This is a genomic window from Enterobacter cloacae complex sp. HYC042_NIDB (assembly GCF_056673315.1).
On the sequence record NZ_CP109650.1, the window covers coordinates 4562103 to 4581704 of the forward strand.

At 57.6% G+C, this 19602-nt stretch carries 18 protein-coding genes; 10 read left to right on the forward strand and 8 right to left on the reverse strand.

Annotated features, from left to right (window positions below; all coding sequences use genetic code 11):
• Positions 1 to 5: 5 nt before the first annotated feature.
• The 6 genes from glgP to asd all read right to left on the reverse strand — a co-directional run bounded on the left by glgP (position 6) and on the right by asd (position 10717).
• The gene (gene glgP / locus OKF39_RS21890; protein WP_041911899.1) at positions 6 to 2453 is read right to left on the reverse strand and encodes a glycogen phosphorylase; all 2448 of its coding nucleotides are present in this window, start codon (positions 2451 to 2453) and stop codon (positions 6 to 8) included.
• Between the two features lie 18 nt (positions 2454 to 2471).
• Entirely contained in the window at positions 2472 to 3905 is a 1434-nt protein-coding gene (gene glgA / locus OKF39_RS21895) for a glycogen synthase GlgA (RefSeq protein ID WP_041911898.1), read from the reverse strand.
• Entirely contained in the window at positions 3905 to 5200 is a 1296-nt protein-coding gene (gene glgC, locus OKF39_RS21900) for a glucose-1-phosphate adenylyltransferase (RefSeq protein ID WP_028014690.1), read from the reverse strand. Before glgC ends, glgA begins: the two co-directional genes overlap by 1 nt.
• Positions 5201 to 5217: 17 nt before the next feature.
• The gene (glgX, locus tag OKF39_RS21905; protein WP_028014691.1) at positions 5218 to 7191 is read right to left on the reverse strand and encodes a glycogen debranching protein GlgX; all 1974 of its coding nucleotides are present in this window, start codon (positions 7189 to 7191) and stop codon (positions 5218 to 5220) included.
• Positions 7188 to 9374 (reverse strand): 1,4-alpha-glucan branching enzyme, encoded by a 2187-nt coding sequence (gene glgB, locus OKF39_RS21910; RefSeq protein WP_479983347.1) that lies wholly within the window; start codon positions 9372 to 9374, stop codon positions 7188 to 7190. The genes glgX and glgB overlap by 4 nt, the downstream gene beginning before the upstream one ends.
• A gap of 239 nt (positions 9375 to 9613) precedes the next feature.
• Positions 9614 to 10717 (reverse strand): aspartate-semialdehyde dehydrogenase, encoded by a 1104-nt coding sequence (asd, locus tag OKF39_RS21915; RefSeq protein WP_022649649.1) that lies wholly within the window; start codon positions 10715 to 10717, stop codon positions 9614 to 9616.
• 177 nt (positions 10718 to 10894) lie between these two features.
• Between asd and yhgN the strand changes: the two genes are divergently transcribed.
• Complete coding sequence (gene yhgN / locus OKF39_RS21920; RefSeq protein ID WP_003861574.1) at positions 10895 to 11488, forward strand: NAAT family transporter YhgN; 594 nt, start codon at positions 10895 to 10897, stop codon at positions 11486 to 11488.
• Between the two features lie 64 nt (positions 11489 to 11552).
• Here the strand turns inward: yhgN and tusA are convergent, their stop codons facing one another.
• Positions 11553 to 11795, reverse strand: a complete 243-nt coding sequence (tusA, locus tag OKF39_RS21925; RefSeq protein ID WP_032653764.1) for a sulfurtransferase TusA — start codon at positions 11793 to 11795, stop codon at positions 11553 to 11555.
• Positions 11796 to 11962: 167 nt separating this feature from the next.
• Here tusA and OKF39_RS21930 point away from each other — a divergent pair, with 167 nt between their 5' ends.
• Together OKF39_RS21930 and OKF39_RS21935 are read left to right on the forward strand one after the other, a co-directional pair.
• On the forward strand, positions 11963 to 12628 hold the full coding sequence (locus tag OKF39_RS21930; protein WP_028014693.1) for a 7-cyano-7-deazaguanine/7-aminomethyl-7-deazaguanine transporter: 666 nt from the start codon (positions 11963 to 11965) through the stop codon (positions 12626 to 12628).
• Between the two features lie 72 nt (positions 12629 to 12700).
• Complete coding sequence (locus OKF39_RS21935) at positions 12701 to 13258, forward strand: DcrB family lipoprotein (protein WP_028014694.1); 558 nt, start codon at positions 12701 to 12703, stop codon at positions 13256 to 13258.
• A 4-nt stretch (positions 13259 to 13262) separates the two neighbouring features.
• On the opposite strand, the gene OKF39_RS21940 is transcribed toward OKF39_RS21935, so the two are convergent.
• Positions 13263 to 14480, reverse strand: coding sequence for an MFS transporter (locus OKF39_RS21940; RefSeq protein WP_041911894.1), 1218 nt, complete (start codon positions 14478 to 14480; stop codon positions 13263 to 13265).
• A gap of 145 nt (positions 14481 to 14625) precedes the next feature.
• Between OKF39_RS21940 and OKF39_RS21945 the strand changes: the two genes are divergently transcribed.
• The 7 genes from OKF39_RS21945 (at position 14626) to OKF39_RS21975 (ending at position 19601) form a co-directional block, all read left to right on the forward strand.
• Positions 14626 to 15675, forward strand: coding sequence for an AI-2E family transporter (locus tag OKF39_RS21945; RefSeq protein ID WP_041911893.1), 1050 nt, complete (start codon positions 14626 to 14628; stop codon positions 15673 to 15675).
• Positions 15676 to 15996: 321 nt separating this feature from the next.
• A complete protein-coding gene (locus OKF39_RS21950; RefSeq protein WP_028014697.1) occupies positions 15997 to 16386 on the forward strand; it encodes a hypothetical protein in 390 nt (129 codons plus the stop codon).
• A gap of 68 nt (positions 16387 to 16454) precedes the next feature.
• Entirely contained in the window at positions 16455 to 17519 is a 1065-nt protein-coding gene (locus tag OKF39_RS21955) for a class I SAM-dependent methyltransferase (protein ID WP_041911892.1), read from the forward strand.
• 47 nt (positions 17520 to 17566) lie between these two features.
• Entirely contained in the window at positions 17567 to 18289 is a 723-nt protein-coding gene (locus tag OKF39_RS21960) for a beta-ketoacyl synthase chain length factor (protein WP_041911891.1), read from the forward strand.
• A complete protein-coding gene (locus OKF39_RS21965; protein WP_048960820.1) occupies positions 18286 to 19101 on the forward strand; it encodes a lysophospholipid acyltransferase family protein in 816 nt (271 codons plus the stop codon). The genes OKF39_RS21960 and OKF39_RS21965 overlap by 4 nt, the downstream gene beginning before the upstream one ends.
• Positions 19082 to 19339 (forward strand): phosphopantetheine-binding protein, encoded by a 258-nt coding sequence (locus OKF39_RS21970; RefSeq protein ID WP_028014701.1) that lies wholly within the window; start codon positions 19082 to 19084, stop codon positions 19337 to 19339. The genes OKF39_RS21965 and OKF39_RS21970 overlap by 20 nt, the downstream gene beginning before the upstream one ends.
• Before the next feature lie 10 nt (positions 19340 to 19349).
• Positions 19350 to 19601 (forward strand): acyl carrier protein, encoded by a 252-nt coding sequence (locus OKF39_RS21975; RefSeq protein WP_063944099.1) that lies wholly within the window; start codon positions 19350 to 19352, stop codon positions 19599 to 19601.
• Position 19602 lies beyond the last annotated feature (1 nt).

Here is a 19602-nt window from a genome sequence, read left to right on the forward strand (position 1 = left end):
TGTTTTTACAACCGCACCGGATCAATATGCCAGATGTTCTCGGCATACTCCTTGATGGTCCTGTCAGACGAGAAATACCCCATGTTGGCGATGTTGTGCATCGCCGCGCTGGTCCACTTCTCCTGCTGACGGTACAGCTCATCCACTTTATCCTGGCAGTCCACGTAACTGCGATAATCCGCCAGCACCTGATAGTGGTCGCCAAAGTTAATCAGCGAATCCACCAGATCGCGATAGCGGCCCGGCTCGTCGGGGCTGAACACACCGGTCGCAATCTGCGTCAGGACCTGACGTAGCTCTTCATCCCCTTCATAGAACTCACGCGGGGAGTAGCCTTTCCTGCGCAGCGCCTCCACTTCTTCGGTGGTATTGCCGAAGATAAAGATATTCTCTTCTCCTACGTGCTCCAGCATCTCGACGTTCGCCCCGTCCAGGGTGCCGATGGTCAGCGCGCCGTTGAGGGCAAACTTCATGTTGCTGGTGCCGGACGCTTCCGTTCCCGCCGTGGAGATCTGCTCGGAGAGATCTGCCGCCGGGATGATCAGCTGCGCCAGGCTGACGCTGTAGTTCGGGATGAATACCACCTTCAGCTTGTCGCCAATCTCCGGATCCTGGTTCACCACCTTCGCCACGTCGTTGATCAGGTGAATAATGTGCTTCGCCATGTAGTAGGCGGAAGCCGCCTTACCGGCGAAGATCTTCACGCGCGGCACCCACTCTGCGGTTGGATCGGCCTTAATGCGGTTGTAGTGGGTGATCACGTGCAGCACGTTCATCAGCTGACGCTTGTACTCGTGGATGCGCTTGATCTGCACGTCAAACAGCGCTTTCGGGTTTGCGACCACGTTGAGGTGCATCGCCAGCCAGACCGCCAGACGTTTCTTGTTCAGCAGCTTGGCTTCCCGCACGGCCTTGTTCACCGTCGGGAAATCAATATGCTGCTTAAGCTCGCTCAGCTGGCTCAAATCGGTGCGCCAGGTGCGGCCGATATTCTCATCCAGCACGTCAGAGAGCGGCTGGTTGGCCAGCGCCAGCCAGCGGCGCGGCGTAACGCCGTTGGTGACGTTGCAGAAGCGCGTCGGGAAGATCTTCGCGAAGTCCGCAAACAGGGACTGCACCATCAGGTTCGAGTGCAGCTCGGACACCCCGTTGACCTTGTGGCTGATGACAACCGCCAGCCAGGCCATGCGCACGCGACGACCGTTCGACTCATCAATGATAGACGCGCGGCTCAGCAGCCCGGTATCGTTCGGGTACTGCTCCTGCAGCGTCTTGAGGAAGTAGTCGTTGATCTCGAAGATGATTTGCAGGTGGCGCGGCAGAATTTTGCCGAGCATGTCCACCGGCCAGGTCTCCAGCGCTTCGCTCATCAGGGTGTGGTTGGTGTAGGAGAACACCTGGCACGTCACTTCAAACGCGTCGTCCCAGCTGAACTTGTGCTCGTCGATCAGCAGGCGCATCAGCTCGGGAATGGAGAGCACCGGATGGGTGTCGTTAAGGTGAATCGCGGTTTTCTCCGCCAGGTTGGCGTAGGTTTTGTGCAGCTGATGGTGACGGCTGAGGATGTCCTGAATCGTCGCGGAGACGAGGAAATACTCCTGACGCAGGCGCAGCTCGCGCCCGGAGTAGGTTGAGTCATCCGGGTACAGCACGCGGGAGACGTTCTCGGAGTGGTTTTTATCTTCCACCGCCGCAAAGTAGTCGCCCTGGTTAAATTTACCGAGGTTGATTTCGCTGCTCGCCTGGGCATTCCACAGGCGCAGCGTATTGGTCGCATCGGTGTCATAGCCGGGGATGATCTGATCATAGGCCACGGCGAGGATCTCTTCGGTTTCCACCCAGCGGGACTTTTTCCCTTCCTGCTGAATGCGTCCGCCAAAGCGCACCTTGTAGCGCGTGTTGTGGCGCTTGAACTCCCACGGGTTGCCGTATTCCAGCCAGTAGTCCGGGGACTCTTTCTGGCGGCCGTCAACGATGTTCTGCTTGAACATGCCGTAGTCGTAGCGAATACCGTAGCCGCGCCCCGGCAGCGCCAGCGTTGCCAGCGAGTCAAGGAAGCAGGCGGCAAGACGCCCGAGACCACCGTTACCCAGCCCCGGGTCGTTCTCTTCGTCAATCAGCTCTTCTAAATCCAGCCCCATCTCTTCCAGCGCGGTTTTGACGTCGTCGTAGATACCGAGCGACAGCAGCGCGTTGGAGAGGGTGCGGCCAATCAAAAATTCCATCGACAGATAGTAAACCTGCCGCGTCTCCTGCGAAAGCTGGGCGCGGTTAGAGCGCAGCCAGCGTTCGACCATGCGGTCACGCACCGCAAACAGGGTGGCGTTCAGCCACTCGTGCTTGTTGGCGATGACCGGATCTTTCCCGATGGTAAACATCAGCTTGTAGGCGATGGAGTGCTTTAACGCCTCAACGCTGAGCGTGGGGGAAGAGTAGCTAAATGGAGCGTTCATATCAGTAACTTCGCCTCGTTACATCAAGCGTTGATAAAGGTCGCGGTACGACTGCGCCGCAACGTGCCAGCTAAAGTCCATGGACATCGCCTGACGCTGAACGTAACGCCACAGGGATGGACGGGACCACAAGACGAACGCACGCCGAATCGCCCGAAGCAGCGACCAGGCATTACTGTCTTCAAAGACAAACCCGCTGGCGATACCGTCCGCCAGGTTTTCCAGAGAGCTATCCGACACCGTATCCGCCAGCCCGCCCGTGCGGCGCACCAGCGGCAGCGTGCCGTATTTCAGACCGTAGAGCTGCGTCAGGCCGCAGGGTTCGAAACGGCTTGGCACCAGAATCACGTCAGCTCCGCCCATAATGCGGTGCGAGAATGCTTCGTGATAGCCAATCTGCACGCCCACCTGCCCCGGATGTTCCGCGGCAGCGGCGAGGAAACCTTCCTGCAGCACCGGGTCGCCCGCGCCGAGCAGCGCCAGCTGTCCGCCCTGCTCCAGTAAACCGGGCAGCGCCTCCAGCACCAGATCCAGCCCTTTCTGGCTGGTCAGGCGGCTGACCACCGCAAACAGTGGCACCTTGTCGTTAACCTTCAGCCCCATCGCAATTTGCAGCTGGCGCTTGTTCTCGGCTTTATCTTCCACCGAGTCGCGGCCATAGCGCGCGGCCAGCAGGAGATCGGTTTCAGGGCTCCAGATCTGCTCATCCACGCCGTTCAGAATGCCCGACAGGCGGCCTTCACGATGGCGCTGCTGCAGCAGCCCTTCCAGACCGTAGCCAAACTCCGGCTGGGTAATTTCACGCGCGTAGGTGGGGCTCACCGCCGTGATGTGGTCGGCGTAGTACAGCCCGGCCTTCAGGAACGAAATTTGCCCGTTGAACTCCAGCCCGTGCATGTTATAGAACGACCATGGCAGATCGATGTCATTCATATGATGCGCATAGTACATGCCCTGATACGCCAGGTTGTGCACCGTAAACACCGATTTTGCCGGATGCCCTTTTGCCGCCAGATACGCTGGCGTCAGCCCGGCGTGCCAGTCGTGCGCGTGGACCACATCCGGACGCCAGAATGGATCCAGCCCGACGGCCATCTCCGCCCCCACCCAGCCGAGCAGCGCAAAGCGCAGCACGTTGTCGGTATAGGCGAACAGGTTGGTATCGTGATACGGGCTGCCCGGACGGTCGTACAGGTGCGGCGCGTCGATCAGGTAGATCCCTACGCCGTTGTAATGCCCAAACAGCAGGGTGATGCGTCCGGCAAACGTTTCACGGCGGGTCACCACCTTTGCATCAGGTATGCCGCGCCGGATATCCGGGAAGGCGGGCAGCAGGACGCGGGTATCGACTCCACCGGCGATTTGCGCCGCCGGTAATGCACCAAGAACATCCGCCAGGCCGCCCGTTTTTAACAACGGGAACATCTCAGAACATACGTGTAAAACCTGCATCATCGCTCCTGTTTGATCTGCAGCTTCCGCAACATTTCCCGTGTGACTAACACGATCCCCTCTTCAGAACGGTAGAAGCGACGCGCATCTTCTTCCGCGTTTTCACCAATCACCATTCCCTCAGGAATGACGCAGGCGCGGTCGATCACGCAGCGACGCAGACGACACGAACGCCCTACCCAGACATCCGGCAGCAGAACCGCCGAATCGATATTACAGAATGAGTTTATACGCACGCGCGGGAACAGCACGGACTGCACCACCACCGAACCGGAGATGATGCACCCGCCGGAGACCAGCGAGTTCAGGGTCATGCCGTGGCTGCCGGAGCGGTCCTGCACGAACTTCGCCGGCGGCAGTGATTCCATGTGGGTACGAATCGGCCAGTTCTGGTCGTACATATCCAGCTCAGGCGTCACGGACGCCAGATCGAGGTTGGCTTTCCAGTACGCTTCCAGGGTTCCCACATCACGCCAGTATGGCTCCGCATTCGGATCGGACTGCACGCAGGACAATGGGAAGGGATGTGCATAGGCCATGCCAGCTTTGGTAATTTTCGGGATGATGTCTTTACCGAAGTCGTGGCTGGAGCTTTCGTCTTTGTCGTCTTCTTCGAGCAGCTCATAAAGATAATCTGCATCAAAGACATAGATCCCCATGCTGGCGAGCGATTTGGTGTCATCGCCCGGCATGGTTGGCGGGTTCGCCGGTTTTTCAACGAAGTCGATAATCTTGTCGTCCGCATCCACGTGCATCACGCCAAACGCCGTCGCCTCGGCAACGGGCACCGGCAGACACGCCACGGTGCAGCGCGCCCCTTTTTCGACGTGGTCGATCAGCATGTGCGAGTAATCCTGCTTGTAGATGTGATCACCCGCGAGGATCACGATGTATTCCGCGCTGTAGCGGCGAATAATGTCGAGGTTTTGGGTCACCGCATCCGCCGTGCCGCGGTACCAGTTTTCCCCGTGTACACGCTGCTGCGCCGGGAGCAGATCGACAAACTCGTTCATCTCTTCGCTGAAGAATGACCAGCCGCGCTGAATGTGCTGCACCAGGGTGTGCGACTGATACTGAGTAATGACGCCAATGCGGCGAATGCCCGAGTTCAGGCAGTTTGAGAGCGCAAAGTCGATAATGCGGAACTTACCACCAAAGTGAACGGCCGGCTTGGCGCGCTTGATGGTCAAATCTTTCAGACGGGTACCACGCCCGCCCGCAAGTATCAGGGCAACGGTTTTTAATGGTAGCTGGCGCGCCAACATTAACGGATCGTTCTTCTCTAATCTAACCATGACTAACTCCTTTTTTATCATCTTTGGAATACGCACACTCCGTGCGCAGGCCCGTGCCAGACAGCCATTACTACCGGATTATCCGCTCCGGCAAAGGGGGGAACAGCTCGCCACTCCCCGTCAGGTAAAACAATCTCTGCGACGTCGTCCGTCGCGTTCAGCGTCACCAGCCACTTATCCGAAAGCAGGATTTGCAGGCAGGTGATGCCGTGTTGCCACTCTTGCGCGCTCAACGGCTGCGCGTCTTTATTCAGCCAGCTAACGTTGCCGTCGCCCTCTTCCCACCAGCTGTCGGCGGTAAGGGCGGGGATCTGCTGGCGAAGGTGGATCAGCGCCGCGGTGAAATGGGTCAACCCGCTGTTCGCCTCCCCCCAGTCGAGCCAGGTTAAGGTATTGTCCTGGCAATAGGCGTTGTTATTGCCGTGCTGGCTGTGGCCGTGCTCGTCGCCCGCCAGCAGCATCGGCGTGCCCTGAGACAGCAAAAGCGTCGTCAGCAGCGCATGAACGCTGGCGCGTCGCCGCTCGATCACATCCAGACTTCCGCCTAACCCTTCTATACCATGATTGAAGCTATGGTTATTGTTAGTGCCATCGCGATTCTCTTCGCCGTTGGCCTCATTGTGTTTCTGATTGAAACAAACGCAGTCGCGCAGCGTAAAACCGTCATGCGCCGTCACCAGGTTGATGGTGGCCGACGGACGTTTTCCGTCGCGCTTAAAGAGATCGCTGGAGCCGGCAAAGCGTCCGGCGAACTCGCCCAGCGACAGATCGCGCGCCAGCCAGAAGCGACGGATGGCATCGCGGTAGTGGTCGTTCCACTCGGCAAACAGCGGCGGGAAGTTCCCCACCTGATAACCGCCTTCACCGATGTCCCACGGCTCTGCGATGAGCTTCACCGTTGAGAGCACCGGGCAGTTTTTTATCGCCTCAAACAGCGGCGCCTGCTGGCTAAATGCTGGAGTGCGCCCCATCACCGGCGCCAGGTCGAAACGAAAACCGTCAACGTGGAACGTCTCTACCCAGTATTTCAGGCATTCGTACGCGTAATGCGTAACGGCCGGATGGCTGAGGTTGAGGGTGTTACCGCACCCGGTCCAGTTCTCGTAATCGCCATCTTCCCTGATCCAATAATAGCTACGGTTATCGATTCCGCGTTGTGAGAGCGTCGGGCCGTCAAGATCGCTTTCCGCACTGTGGTTCAGCACCACGTCCAGAATGACCTCAATGCCCGCGGCGTGGAGTGCCTTCACCGCGTCGCGAAACTCGTCCCGCGCTTTCTCCGGATGCACCGCGTAGCGCGGGTCGAGAGCGAACATCGCCAGCGGGTTGTAGCCCCAGTAGTTGCTTAACCCAAGACGCTGAAGACGCGGCTCGCTGGCGAAATGCGCCACCGGAAGCAGCTCCAGCGCGGTGATGCCCAAATGCTTCAGGTAAGCGACCATGGTCGGATGCCCCAGCGCTTTGTAGGTGCCGCGCATCTCTTTGGGGATCGACGGGTGCAGGTAGGTCAGCCCTTTGACGTGCGCTTCATAGATGACGGTGTTACCCCACGGCGTGCGCGGCGGGGCATCGTCTTCCCAGTCGTAGAGATCGTGCACCACCGCGCTTTTCGGCGCGACGGGCGCGCTATCGCGGTGGTCCGGTTCGCCGTAGCCGACGTGGAACAGCGGGTCGTCTTTAAACTCGCCGTCCACGCGGCGCGCGCACGGGTCAATCAGCAGCTTCGCCGGGTTAAACCAGTGCCCCTGAGAAGGCTCCCACGGGCCGTGTACGCGAAAACCGTAGTGCATTCCCGGACGCCCGCCGGACAGGTAACCGTGCCAGATGTCTCCCGTGCGGGACGGTAAATCGTAACGGTGCTCGTTACCCTCCCCGTCAAACACGCAGAGCTCCACCCGCTCCGCGTGAGCAGAAAAGAGCGTGAAGTTCACCCCCTTTCCATCAAAACTCGCGCCGAGCGGTTCGGGTTTACCTGCCGTAAGCTGCGTCATTCTCCCTCCCGCATCAGCCAGATGGTGCCAAGCGGCGGCAGCGTCAGGCTCAGGGAGTTTGGACGCCCGTGGCTTTCAATCGCATCGCTCTGCACCAGCCCGCCGTTACCGGCGTTACTGCCGTGGTAATGCATGGAGTCGGTATTCAGGATCTCGCGCCATTTGCCCGGCTGGTTAATGCCGAAGCGGTAGTGTTCGCGCGGCACCGGCGTGAAGTTGCTGGCGACGATAATCTCGTTACCCGCTTTGTCACGACGTACAAAGACAAACACCGAGCGCTGGTGGTCGTCCACCACCAGCCACTCAAAGCCGTACGGGTCGAAGTCCAGCTCGTGCAGCGCTTTGTGGTGGCGGTAGGTCAGGTTCAGGTCGCGCACCAGACGCTGTACGCCGTGGTGCCAGTTGTCGCCGCCCTCCAGCAGATGCCAGTCGAGGCTGGTGTCGTGGTTCCACTCGCGACCCTGGGCGAACTCATTGCCCATAAACAGCAGCTTTTTGCCCGGGAAGGCAAACATCCAGCCGTAGTAGGCGCGCAGGTTGGCAAACTTCTGCCACGCGTCGCCCGGCATGCGGTCGAGAATGGATTTTTTGCCGTGCACCACTTCATCGTGCGACAGCGGCAGCATGAAGTTTTCTGTGTAGTTGTAGAGCAGCCCGAAGGTGAGCTTATCGTGGTGATACTGACGATAAACCGGGTCGAGCTTCATGTAGTCGAGCGTGTCGTGCATCCAGCCCAGGTTCCACTTGTACCAGAACCCCAGGCCGCCTGATGACGGAGGGCGGGAGACGCCCGCAAAGTCCGTCGACTCTTCCGCCATGGTCACGGCGCCTTCCACCTGCTCGCCGATGATGCGGTTGGTGTTGCGCAGAAATTCAATCGCTTCGAGGTTTTCACGGCCGCCATACTCGTTCGGGATCCACTCCCCCTCTTTGCGGCTGTAGTCGCGGTAGATCATCGAGGCCACCGCATCCACGCGCAGGGCGTCAATGCCGAAGCGTTCGATCCAGTACAGCGCATTCCCCACCAGGTAGTTTGACACTTCACGGCGACCGTAGTTGTAGATCAGCGTGTTCCAGTCCTGGTGATAGCCTTCGCGCGGGTCGCTGTGCTCGTACAGCTTCGTGCCGTCGAACTCTGCCAGCGCAAAATCGTCCGACGGGAAATGGCCCGGCACCCAGTCGAGGATCACGTTCAGCCCGGCGGCGTGCGCGGCATCAATGAAATAGCGGAAATCATCGCGCGTGCCGAAGCGCCGCGTGGGCGCATACAGCCCGGTGGGCTGATAGCCCCAGCTGCCGTCGAACGGGTGCTCGTTAACCGGCAGCAGTTCGAGGTGGGTAAAGCCCATCCATTTGGCGTACGGCACCAGCTGGTCGGCGAGCTCCCGGTAGCTGAGCCAGAAGTTGTTGTCCGTGTGGCGGCGCCAGGAGCCGAGATGCACTTCGTAAACGGAGATCGGCGCATCAAAGCGGTTGGCCTGCTTGCGCTCCTCGGTCTGAACGACCTTCTCCGGCAGGCCGCAGATCAGCGATGCGGTATCCGGGCGCATCTGCGCCTCGAAGGCGTACGGGTCGGCTTTAATGCGTAGCTTGCCGTGCGCGTCGATCATCTCAAATTTGTAGAGCTGGCCATTATGCGCCCCGGGGATAAACAGCTCCCAGATGCCCGTCTCACGGCGCAGGCGCATCGGGTGGCGGCGACCGTCCCAGTAGTTGAACTGCCCAACGACGGAGACGCGCTGGGCGTTTGGCGCCCATACGGCAAAGCGCGTGCCGGTGATACCGTCCATGGTATCCGCGTGGGCACCCAGCGTTTCGTAGGGGCGTAAATGGGTCCCTTCGGACAGCAGCCAGGCATCCATCTCTTTTAAGAGCGGCCCAAAGCTGTAGGGATCGTCAATCAGGTTTTGCTGGCCGTGCCAGATAACGGCGAGCTGATAGCGAAAGGGGTTTTTACGGCGGGGCATGACGCCCGAGAAGAAGCCGCGCGAGTCGAGGCATTCCAGATTACCCACCTTGCGGCCGGTTTTGGGTTCGATAACCCACACTTCTGTCGCATCCGGCAACAGCGCCCGAACTTCCAGTCCGGCCTCTGTACGGTGCATCCCTAGCACAGAAAAGGGGTCAGCAAAATGACCCGCAATAAGCGCATTAATCACGTCTCTCGAAATACGATCGGACATGGTATTCATCCTGTTTTTTTATGTCGCCCTTTTTACGCGCTCCGGGACGACTTTTAATGTGACCTAAACGGTGCAGTTGATCCTCTCTGCTCCGCCCTACCCTCAGGTGAGAAATAAATCTTCCTTAAAGCATAGCCAACGTCGTGGTTCCTCCTGATAAAAAATAAGACATCTGCGTTTTACTCCATGTAGTACGCAAAAAAAGGGGGTGACAATCACCCCCCGTGTTTAACAAATTATTACGCCAGTTGGCGCAGCATGCGGCGCAGCGGCTCGGCGGCCCCCCACAACAGCTGGTCGCCGACGGTGAACGCGGAGAGATACTCCGGCCCCATGTTCAGCTTGCGCAGGCGGCCAACCGGTGTGGTCAGCGTGCCGGTAACGGCAGCCGGGGTCAGTTCACGCATGGTGATATCGCGATCGTTTGGTACCACTTTCGCCCACGGGTTGTGCGCGGCCAGCAACTCTTCCACGGTCGGAATAGACACATCTTTTTTCAGTTTAATGGTGAAGGCCTGGCTGTGGCAGCGCAGCGCGCCGATACGCACGCACAGACCGTCAACCGGAATGGTATTCGCGGTGGCGAGGATTTTGTTGGTCTCCGCCTGGCCCTTCCACTCTTCGCGGGTCTGGCCGTTATCCAGCTGTTTGTCGATCCACGGGATCAGGCCGCCAGCCAGCGGTACGCCAAAGTTATCCACCGGCAGCTCGCCGCTGCGGGTCAGCTGAGTGACTTTGCGCTCGATGTCGAGGATGGCGGACGCCGGGTTTGCCAGCTCGGTCGCGACGCTTTGGTGCAGCTGGCCCATCTGGGTCAGCAGCTCGCGCATGTGTCGCGCGCCGCCGCCGGACGCGGCCTGGTAGGTCGCCACGGAGACCCACTCCACCAGGTCCTGCGCGAACAGGCCGCCGAGTGACATCAGCATCAGGCTGACGGTGCAGTTGCCGCCAACAAAGGTTTTCACGCCGTTGTTCAGGCCGTCGGTGATGACGTCCTGGTTAACCGGGTCGAGAATAATGATGGCATCGTCTTTCATGCGCAGTGAAGAGGCCGCGTCAATCCAGTAGCCCTGCCAGCCGCTTTCACGCAGCTTTGGATAGATTTCGTTGGTATAATCGCCGCCCTGGCAGGTCACAATAATGTCGAGTGCCTTCAGCGCTTCCAGATCGTAAGCGTCCTGCAACGTGCCTGTGGTACCACCAAAGGACGGAGCAGCCTGGCCGAGCTGGGAAGTGGAGAAGAAGACCGGGCGGATAGCGTCGAAATCGCGCTCTTCAACCATGCGTTGCATGAGTACAGAGCCGACCATACCGCGCCAGCCGATGAAACCAACGTTTTTCATAGCATTTTTTTCCTGCTGAGGGTGTGTGCTGATTGTGCAAGCCAGTATTGAACTGGGATATGCTTCACATTACAAAATGCTGCCAAAGTCGCAAGCGAAATTAATCGATGATTGCCCGGCAATCAGAAATACAGCTAATTATCATAATAACCATAGAGAGTTTCAGGGATAATTTACATGAGTGAAATCATTTCAGCAGCGGTTTTATTGATCCTGATAATGGATCCACTGGGCAACCTGCCCATCTTCATGTCGGTGCTGAAGCACACCGAGCCGAAGCGCCGCCGGGCGATCATGATCCGCGAGCTGCTTATTGCCCTGCTGGTGATGTTTATCTTCCTGTTTGCCGGTGAAAAAATCCTCGCGTTCCTGAACCTGCGCGCCGAAACGGTCTCCATTTCCGGCGGGATTATTCTGTTCCTGATTGCCATTAAGATGATCTTCCCGAGCGCCGAAGGCAGCAGCAGCGGCCTGCCCGCGGGCGAAGAGCCGTTTATTGTGCCGCTGGCGATTCCCCTCGTCGCGGGGCCAACCATTCTGGCGACGCTGATGCTGTTGTCGCATCAGTATCCGAATCAGATGAGTCATCTGGTCATTGCTCTGCTGATTGCCTGGGGCGGAACGTTTATTATTCTGCTGCAGTCGTCGCTGTTCCTGCGCCTGCTGGGTGAGAAAGGGGTGAACGCGCTGGAGCGTCTGATGGGGCTGATTCTGGTAATGATGGCGACGCAGATGTTCCTGGACGGGATCAGGGCGTGGATGAAAGGATGACTTTCTCCCTCTCCCCGTGGGAGAGGGCCGGGGTGAGGGCATCAGGCCGCAGAGGACAGCCCACCTACCCCTTACGAATCAAATACCGATACGGCAGCGTTTCCGTCTGCTGCGCCACCAGCTCATGCTCCATAAAGGTACAAAAACCGGGAATATCGCGCGTGGTGGCCGGATCGTCGGCAATAATCAGCAGCGTTTCACCGGTCTGCATGTTACGCACGGTCTTACGTACCATCATTACCGGCTCCGGGCAGCGAAGGCCCTGGGCATCAAGGGTGTGGTCTGGGCTGGAAAACAGGTCGGTCATGATCTTCTCGGTCAGATAAAAACGGCTGTAGTTTACGCCCCGGCGCGGGCAATGCAAACCAGGTTAACGATTGCGCAAAAACTAACCATTGCAATGTCCAGCCAAAGCAGTATCATGCTGCGGTTTTTATTGGGTTCCCTCACCCCAACGTATAAAAAGGTCACAATATGACGCAGTTCTCTGAATCACAGCGCGTAAAAGCGTTGTTCTGGCTTTCGCTTTTCCATTTGCTGGTGATCACCTCCAGCAACTACCTGGTGCAGCTCCCGATCTCCATTTTTGGTTTTCATACCACCTGGGGCGCGTTCAGCTTTCCGTTTATTTTCCTCGCCACCGATCTGACCGTGCGTATCTTCGGCGCACCGCTGGCACGCCGCATTATCTTTGCGGTCATGCTTCCGGCGCTGTTCATCTCGTACGTGATCTCCTCCCTGTTTTACATGGGTAGCTGGCAGGGCTTTGAGGCGCTGACACACTTCAATCTGTTTGTCGCCCGTATCGCAGCGGCAAGCTTTATGGCCTACGCGCTGGGGCAGATCCTCGACGTGCACGTGTTTAACCGCCTGCGTCAGAATCACCGCTGGTGGATGGCGCCGACCGCGTCCACGCTGTTCGGCAACGTAAGCGATACGCTGGCCTTCTTCTTCATCGCCTTCTGGCGCAGCCCGGATGCCTTTATGGCCGAACACTGGATGGAGATCGCGCTGGTGGACTACTGCTTCAAGGTGCTCATCAGCATTGTTTTCTTCCTGCCGATGTACGGCGTGCTGCTGAATATGCTGCTGAAAAGGCTGGCAGATAAATCTGAAATCACGGCATTGCAGGCTGGTTAAGGGTTCGCTTTATCAGTTGTGATAAGATGGGTGAATGAGCCGCTATGGCCGTTTATCGAAAGGAAGAAGTCAATGCGCAATCTGGTTAAATATGTCGGGATTGGCCTGCTGGTTGTGGGTCTTGCAGCCTGTGATAACAGCGACACGAAAACGCCTGCTCAGGGCGCATCCGCAGAAAGCAACGCGACCGGTCAGCCGGTGAATCTGATGGATGGCAAACTCAGTTTCTCTCTGCCAGCCGATATGACTGACCAGAGCGGCAAGCTGGGCACCCAGGCGAATAACATGCACGTTTACTCCGACGCAACCGGCCAGAAAGCGGTCATTGTGATTGTGGGCGACGACACCAGCGAAGACCTGGCCGTCCTGTCCAAACGTCTGGAAGACCAGCAGCGCGGCCGCGACCCGCAGCTGCAGGTCGTGACCAATAAATCCATCGAGCTGAAAGGCCATAAGCTGCAGCAGCTGGACAGCATCATCTCCGCGAAAGGCCAGACCGCCTGGTCTTCTGTGGTGCTGGGCAAGGTTGATAACAAACTGCTGACCCTGCAGATCACCCTGCCAGCGGAAGATCAGCAGAAAGCGCAGACGGCTGCTGAAAACATCATTAACACCATCGTGATCCAGTAACCCTTCACGACGATGACGTGGCCTCCGGTGCCTGCACCGGGGGCCATTTTTTTAGCCGCCACGTCAGCAGCAGGGCAATTATCACCAGACCCGCCGCGGCAAGATAGATCACCGGTACCCCCGCCCAGGCCATCACCAGCCCCGCCAGCGGCCCGGTTATGCCTAAAGACATATCCATAAATACCGTATAGGTCGCCAGCGCCGCCCCCTGGTTCTGCTGCGGCACCGCTTTAACCGCCACCACGCCCAGTGCCGGGAAGACCAGCGAGAAACCGGCTCCCGCCAGGAAGACGCCAATTTTCGCCATCCAGGGCGCGCTGGCGATGCCGGTTAACAGCAGCCCGACAATCTCTACCGTAAAGCAAATCATCGCCACGTTCAGCCCGCCCAGACGGTTGATACCGTTCGGGAAAAGCAGGCGTGCGCCAACAAACGCACCGCTGAAGAGGGTTAACGCAAAGGCCGCGCCCTCCCAGCCTTTGGCGTCATAAAACAGGGTAATGAAGGTCGCAATGACGCCGAAGCCGGTGGTCGCCAGGGCCAGCGCCATGCCGTACGGCCAGACGCGCCCCAGCACGGCCCGAAACGGCAGCGGCTTGCCCTTGCTGGCCTTCACCTTCGGGCGCGGCAGCGCAAACAGTATCGCCACAAGCGCGACCGCTATAATGGTCAGCGACAGTCCATACAGACCGCCAAAGGCGTAACAGGCCACGCCAAGCGGCGCGCCGAGCGCCATCGCCCCGTAGGTGACGATCCCGTTCCACGAGATAACCCGGCCAATGTGTGGTGCACCGACAACCCCCACACCCCATAGCGTCGAGCCGGTTCCTGCCAGGCTTTGCCCAATCCCGAGAATGACGCGGCCCAGGCAAAGCAGCGCCAGGCTGACCAGCGGCCAGTGGCTGGTAGCGGCAGCCAGCAGGTAGCTCAGACCACTGAGGAAACAGCCGCACAATCCTACTACCACAATGCTTTTGGGACCGAACAGGTCGGCGTAGCGCCCGGCGTGCGGGCGGCTAAGGAGCGTGGCGAAATACTGGAGGCTGATGACCAGCCCCGCCCAGAACGCGCTAAAACCCATCACGTCATGGACGTAGCCCGGCAGAACCGCCAGCGGCAGGCCGATCGTTAAATAGCTGGCAAAGTTGAAGATAACGACGGAAACAATGCGCAGATTGAGGCGCAATCCGCTCAGCGCCGGTTCGGCGGCAGGTTCTGGCATGGGGTTCTACCTGAATTTTTTGCAACAGTGTTTCACTATTACCACGGAGCAATAAGAAAATCAGCCCCGACTTTCAGATTATCGGTGCCAGACGAAGCGGCCCTAAGGCACTACACTTATCGGGTCATCTTATTAAGGAACGCGCATGTTAGCTCCCCAGCCCGATAAAGCAGGACTCCACATCTTATTAAAACTCGCCTGTCTGGTGGTTATCCTTGCGGGTATACATGCTGCCGCTGACATTATCGTCCAGCTCCTGCTGGCGCTCTTTTTTGCCATTGTCCTCAATCCGCTGGTGACCTGGTTTTTACGCCGGGGCGTGAGCCGCCCGGTGGCCATCACCATCGTGGTTATCGTGATGCTGATTGGCCTGACGGCGCTCTTCGGCGTACTGGCGGCATCGCTGAGCGAATTCTCCACCATGTTGCCGCAGTACAATAAAGAGCTGACACGTAAAATCGTCGCGCTGCAGGAGATGATGCCCTTTCTTAACCTGCATATTTCGCCAGAACGGATGCTGCGCAGGATGGATTCCGAGAAGGTCATGACCTACGCCACCACGCTGATGACCGGTCTTTCCGGCGCGATGGCCAGCATTTTGCTGCTGGTCATGACGGTGGTGTTTATGCTGTTCGAAGTGCGCCATGTTCCGTATAAGCTGCGCTTTGCTTTAAATAACCCGCAAATACACATTGCCGGCCTACACCGCGCCTTAAAGGGCGTCTCCAAATATCTGGCGCTGAAAACGCTGCTAAGCGTCTGGACCGGGATTATTGTCTGGCTGGGGCTGATGCTGATGGATGTTCAGTTCGCGCTGATGTGGGGGGTGCTGGCGTTTCTGCTGAACTACGTGCCGAATATTGGCGCGGTGCTTTCTGCCGTGCCGCCGATGATTCAGGCGTTCCTGTTTAACGGTTTCTACGAATGTATGCTGGTCGGGGCGCTGTTCCTCGTCGTGCATATGGTGCTGGGCAACATTCTTGAACCGCGCATGATGGGGCACCGGCTGGGCATGTCGACGCTGGTGGTGTTTTTATCCTTGCTGATTTGGGGATGGCTGCTGGGCCCTGTCGGCATGCTGCTGTCGGTCCCGCTGACCAGCGTATGTAAAATCTGGATGGAAACCACCAAAGGGGGCAGCAAGCTGGCGATCCTGCTTGGGCCAGGGCGGCCGAAAAGCCGGTTGCCGGGGTAACGTATCTGTCTGTGTAAACGGGTTTATACCGTCAAATACCGCGACGCTCACCGTCGCGGTATTTTTTTATTTGCGTTAAGGCTTATTTCTTCCGTTTTTATCAACTCACCCGGATTTCGCTTAAATGCAACACCCCCTTAATGTAAATTAAAAAAAACGGAATGATTAATTATTTTGCGTGATATTATACCCCGCCTTAGCGACGACGTAATGTAAACATTAATATTGATTAAAAACACACCTGACTTAATCCCTAAGCCTGGTGATGCTTATTTGTAAAAAACACTACCTTTAATTGTTATTATTGATATGGAGTTGTTGATGAAAAAGCTCGTTAAATGGTGCACTGCCGCCGTATTCGTTGGCGCACTGGCTGGCTGTGCGCGTACCGCCCCTATTGCTCAGGTTCACTCTGTCGTGAGCGCGGGTCATACTGCCGATCAGGTGAAAACAGCCATTTTGAAAGCAGGCCAGAAGCGTGACTGGATCATGACGGAAGCGGGCCCGGGCGTGATTAAGGGCCGTCTGCAGGCACGCGATCACTCGGTCCAGGTGCGTATTCCCTACTCTGCGACAAGTTATTCAATTAATTACGAAAGCAGCCTGAACCTGAAAGCGGCAGACGGTAAAATTCACAAAAATTATAACCGCTGGGTGAACAACCTCGACCACGATATTCAGCTGAACCTTTCTGCGGGTGCCGCGCTGTAATATTTTTCTAAAGTCGGGCCGGACATGGCCCGATAACCTCATTTCTTACCCTGAAAGGTTACGCAACAATGTACGAAAAGGACACGCTCAGCGCGCTGGATGCCATTACCGAAGCGCAACGCATCGCTTTTGCGCCGATGTTATTTCAGACCGCGCTTTGTCTGCGTAACTCGGGCGTTCTCGCCTGGCTCGATAAACAGGGTAATAAGGGGGCGAGCCTCGACGAAATAACCGAAAACAGTACCCTGAGCAGTTATGCCGTCAGCGTATTGTTAGACATGGGATTAAGCGGGCGGATAATTACTTATAAAGAAGGTCGTTATTTCCTGGCGAAAGTGGGCCATTTCTTACTCCACGATACCATGACCCGCGTTAATATGGATTTCACGCAGGACGTCTGTTACCAGGGGTTATTTCATCTGGCCGATGCCCTGCAGAAAGAAAAACCGGCTGGATTATCCGTGTTTGGCGACTGGCCAACCATCTATCCGGCTTTATCCCAGCTTCCTGCCCCGGCAAAAGAGAGCTGGTTTGCCTTCGATCATTACTATTCCGACGCCGCTTTTGACGCTGCGTTGCCATATATATTCGCAAGCTCGCCGACAAAATTGTACGATGTGGGCGGAAATACAGGTAAATGGTCGTTACGCTGCTGCCGCTATGACGACAATGTTGCCGTGACGATCCTCGATCTCCCGCAGCAGATAGCGCTGGCGCAGGAAAACATCGAAAAAGCAGGTTTTTCTCATCGTATTGGATTCCATGCTGTCGATATGCTTAGTCCGTCGGCATTGCCGGGAGATGCCGACGTCTGGTGGATGAGCCAGTTCCTCGACTGTTTCTCTCCGGATCAGATTGTCGCCATGCTGACGCGCGTCGCAGAGGTCATGAAGCCTGGCGCACGGTTGTGCATCATGGAGCTTTTCTGGGATGCCCAGAAATATGAAGCGGCGGCTTTCAGCCTGAATGCCACCTCGCTCTATTTCACCTGTATGGCGAATGGCAATAGCCGGTTTTACAGCGTAGAGAAGTTTTATCACTACCTGGAAAGGGCGGGCTTCAGCATAGCACAGCGGCTGGATAACCTTGGGGTAGGTCATACCCTGTTAATTTGCACCAAACGTGAACAATAGCGCAGCCTGGCTGCCCTTTGAATACGGTATTCCGCGGACGCGCGTAGATGAAATTTTCACTGAACATTATTGACTGGCAGGCAAGAGCGCCAGGACTAAGCGATGCCGCAGAGTGGCAGGCGTGGTCGCGCCTGCAGTCGACCATCGACCCGACGGCTCCTCTACCCCGCCTGACCGCGTTACCCATGATGACCGCGCGCCGCCTTAACTCAGGCAGTAAGCTGGCGGTGGATATTGGTCTTGCCATGCTGCAAAGCCACGCCATAGACGCCGTCGTCTATTCCAGCCGCCACGGCGAGCTGGAGCGCAATTACCGTATTCTGCATACGCTGGCGACCGGGCAGGCCGTCTCGCCTACCGACTTCGCCATGTCCGTGCACAATTCCGCGGTGGGCAATCTCACGATCGCCGCTCGCCAGCCTGTTGTCTCATCATCCATTTCCGCCGGGCTGGACACCTTCCAGCAGGCCCTGTGTGAAGTGCTGAGCCTGCTGCATGCGGGCTACTCCCGCGTCCTGCTGGTGGATTTTGACGGCGCGCTGCCGGAATTTTACCATCCGGCGTTACCGCCGCAGATGCCTACCTGGCCGTACGCGGTGGCGCTGGTGATTGAAGCCGGCAGCGAATGGCAGTGCGAAACCCGCAGCGGCAGCACGGGCGAGGAAGCCGCCCTGCCGCAAAGCCTGATGTTCCTGCAACGCTATCTCCGTGAGGAACGGCAGTTTGTGGTGCCCGGCGAACGTTTGCTGTGGCAGTGGGCGCGCCAATGAACCGCCTGACCGCCCGGATCAACTGGCTATGGCGTCTGGTCATGACCGGATTCTGCTTCGTGCTGTTTGGCGCGGGCGGGCTGCTGTTGTCGCTGGTCTGGTTCAACCTGCTGCTGATTGCCCAGCGCGATCGCGCCAAACGCCGTCGCCTGGCGCGCCGCAGCATCGCGGCCAGCTTCCGCTTCTTCTTAACCGTTGCCCGCGGCACCGGGGTGCTGGACTATCGCATCCACAATCTTGATGCCCTGCGCGGCGATCGGGGCTGCCTGGTGGTGGCTAACCACCCTACGTTAATTGACTACGTGATTCTGGCGTCGGTAATGCCCGAAACCGACTGTCTGGTGAAAAGCGCGCTGCTGCGCAATCCGTTTGTCAGCGGCGTTATCCGCGCGGCAGATTATCTGATTAACAGCGAAGCCGAGCCTCTGCTCGCCGCCAGCCAGCAGCGTCTGGCCCAGGGCGACACGCTGTTAATCTTCCCGGAAGGCACACGTACCCGCCCAGGTGAGGCGATGTCCCTCCAGCGTGGCGCGGCAAATATCGCCGTGCGCTGCGGCAGCGATCTGCGGATCGTACTCATCCACTGCAGTGAGCACCTGCTGGATAAAAAAAGCCGCTGGTATGATGTACCGCCCGCAAAACCTGTCTTTACCGTCGATGTGCGCGATCGCGTGAACATCGACGAATTTTACGATGCAAGGCAACAAGAACCGGCACTGGCGGCAAGGCAGTTAAACCGGCACCTGCAGCATCGATTAACATCAGGCCTTCAATCTTTGTCAGGAATTAATGATGCAAGCGCTTTATCTTGAAATTAAGAATCTCATTATCACCACGCTGAATCTGGACGAGCTTACCGCAGAGGATATTGATACCGATGCCGCGCTGTTTGGCGACGGGCTGGGTCTCGACTCTATCGACGCGCTGGAGTTGGGTCTGGCGGTGAAAAACCAGTATGGCGTGGTGCTTTCTGCCGAAAGCGAAGAGATGCGCCAGCACTTCTTTTCCGTCGCCACCCTGGCGTCCTTTATCCACGCCCAACGCGCCTGAGATGTGAACTATGACCGAACAAGAAACCATTTATCAGGAAGTCTGCGACCTTCTGACCAAACTCTTTGAAATCGACCCGCAGGACATTACGCCCGAAGCCCGTCTTTACGAAGACCTGGAGCTGGACAGCATTGACGCGGTGGACATGATTGTCCATCTGCAGAAGAAAACCGGTAAGAAAATCAAGCCGGAAACCTTCAAATCGGTTCGTACCGTTCAGGATGTGGTAGACGCCGTCGAACAGCTGCTGCGCGAAGAGTAAG

Coding starts and splice junctions, on each gene's coding strand:
- OKF39_RS21930 (WP_028014693.1), top strand. CDS start 11,963: ATGACGCAGTTCTCTGAATCACAGCGCGTAAAAGCGTTGTTCTGGCTT.
- OKF39_RS21945 (WP_041911893.1), top strand. CDS start 14,626: ATGTTAGCTCCCCAGCCCGATAAAGCAGGACTCCACATCTTATTAAAA.
- OKF39_RS21950 (WP_028014697.1), top strand. CDS start 15,997: ATGAAAAAGCTCGTTAAATGGTGCACTGCCGCCGTATTCGTTGGCGCA.
- OKF39_RS21970 (WP_028014701.1), top strand. CDS start 19,082: ATGCAAGCGCTTTATCTTGAAATTAAGAATCTCATTATCACCACGCTG.
- tusA (WP_032653764.1), bottom strand. CDS start 11,795: ATGACCGACCTGTTTTCCAGCCCAGACCACACCCTTGATGCCCAGGGC.
- glgA (WP_041911898.1), bottom strand. CDS start 3,905: ATGCAGGTTTTACACGTATGTTCTGAGATGTTCCCGTTGTTAAAAACG.
- OKF39_RS21955 (WP_041911892.1), top strand. CDS start 16,455: ATGTACGAAAAGGACACGCTCAGCGCGCTGGATGCCATTACCGAAGCG.
- glgX (WP_028014691.1), bottom strand. CDS start 7,191: ATGACGCAGCTTACGGCAGGTAAACCCGAACCGCTCGGCGCGAGTTTT.
- OKF39_RS21960 (WP_041911891.1), top strand. CDS start 17,567: ATGAAATTTTCACTGAACATTATTGACTGGCAGGCAAGAGCGCCAGGA.
- asd (WP_022649649.1), bottom strand. CDS start 10,717: ATGAAAAACGTTGGTTTCATCGGCTGGCGCGGTATGGTCGGCTCTGTA.
- OKF39_RS21975 (WP_063944099.1), top strand. CDS start 19,350: ATGACCGAACAAGAAACCATTTATCAGGAAGTCTGCGACCTTCTGACC.
- glgB (WP_479983347.1), bottom strand. CDS start 9,374: ATGTCCGATCGTATTTCGAGAGACGTGATTAATGCGCTTATTGCGGGT.
- glgC (WP_028014690.1), bottom strand. CDS start 5,200: ATGGTTAGATTAGAGAAGAACGATCCGTTAATGTTGGCGCGCCAGCTA.
- OKF39_RS21935 (WP_028014694.1), top strand. CDS start 12,701: ATGCGCAATCTGGTTAAATATGTCGGGATTGGCCTGCTGGTTGTGGGT.
- OKF39_RS21940 (WP_041911894.1), bottom strand. CDS start 14,480: ATGCCAGAACCTGCCGCCGAACCGGCGCTGAGCGGATTGCGCCTCAAT.
- glgP (WP_041911899.1), bottom strand. CDS start 2,453: ATGAACGCTCCATTTAGCTACTCTTCCCCCACGCTCAGCGTTGAGGCG.
- yhgN (WP_003861574.1), top strand. CDS start 10,895: ATGAGTGAAATCATTTCAGCAGCGGTTTTATTGATCCTGATAATGGAT.
- OKF39_RS21965 (WP_048960820.1), top strand. CDS start 18,286: ATGAACCGCCTGACCGCCCGGATCAACTGGCTATGGCGTCTGGTCATG.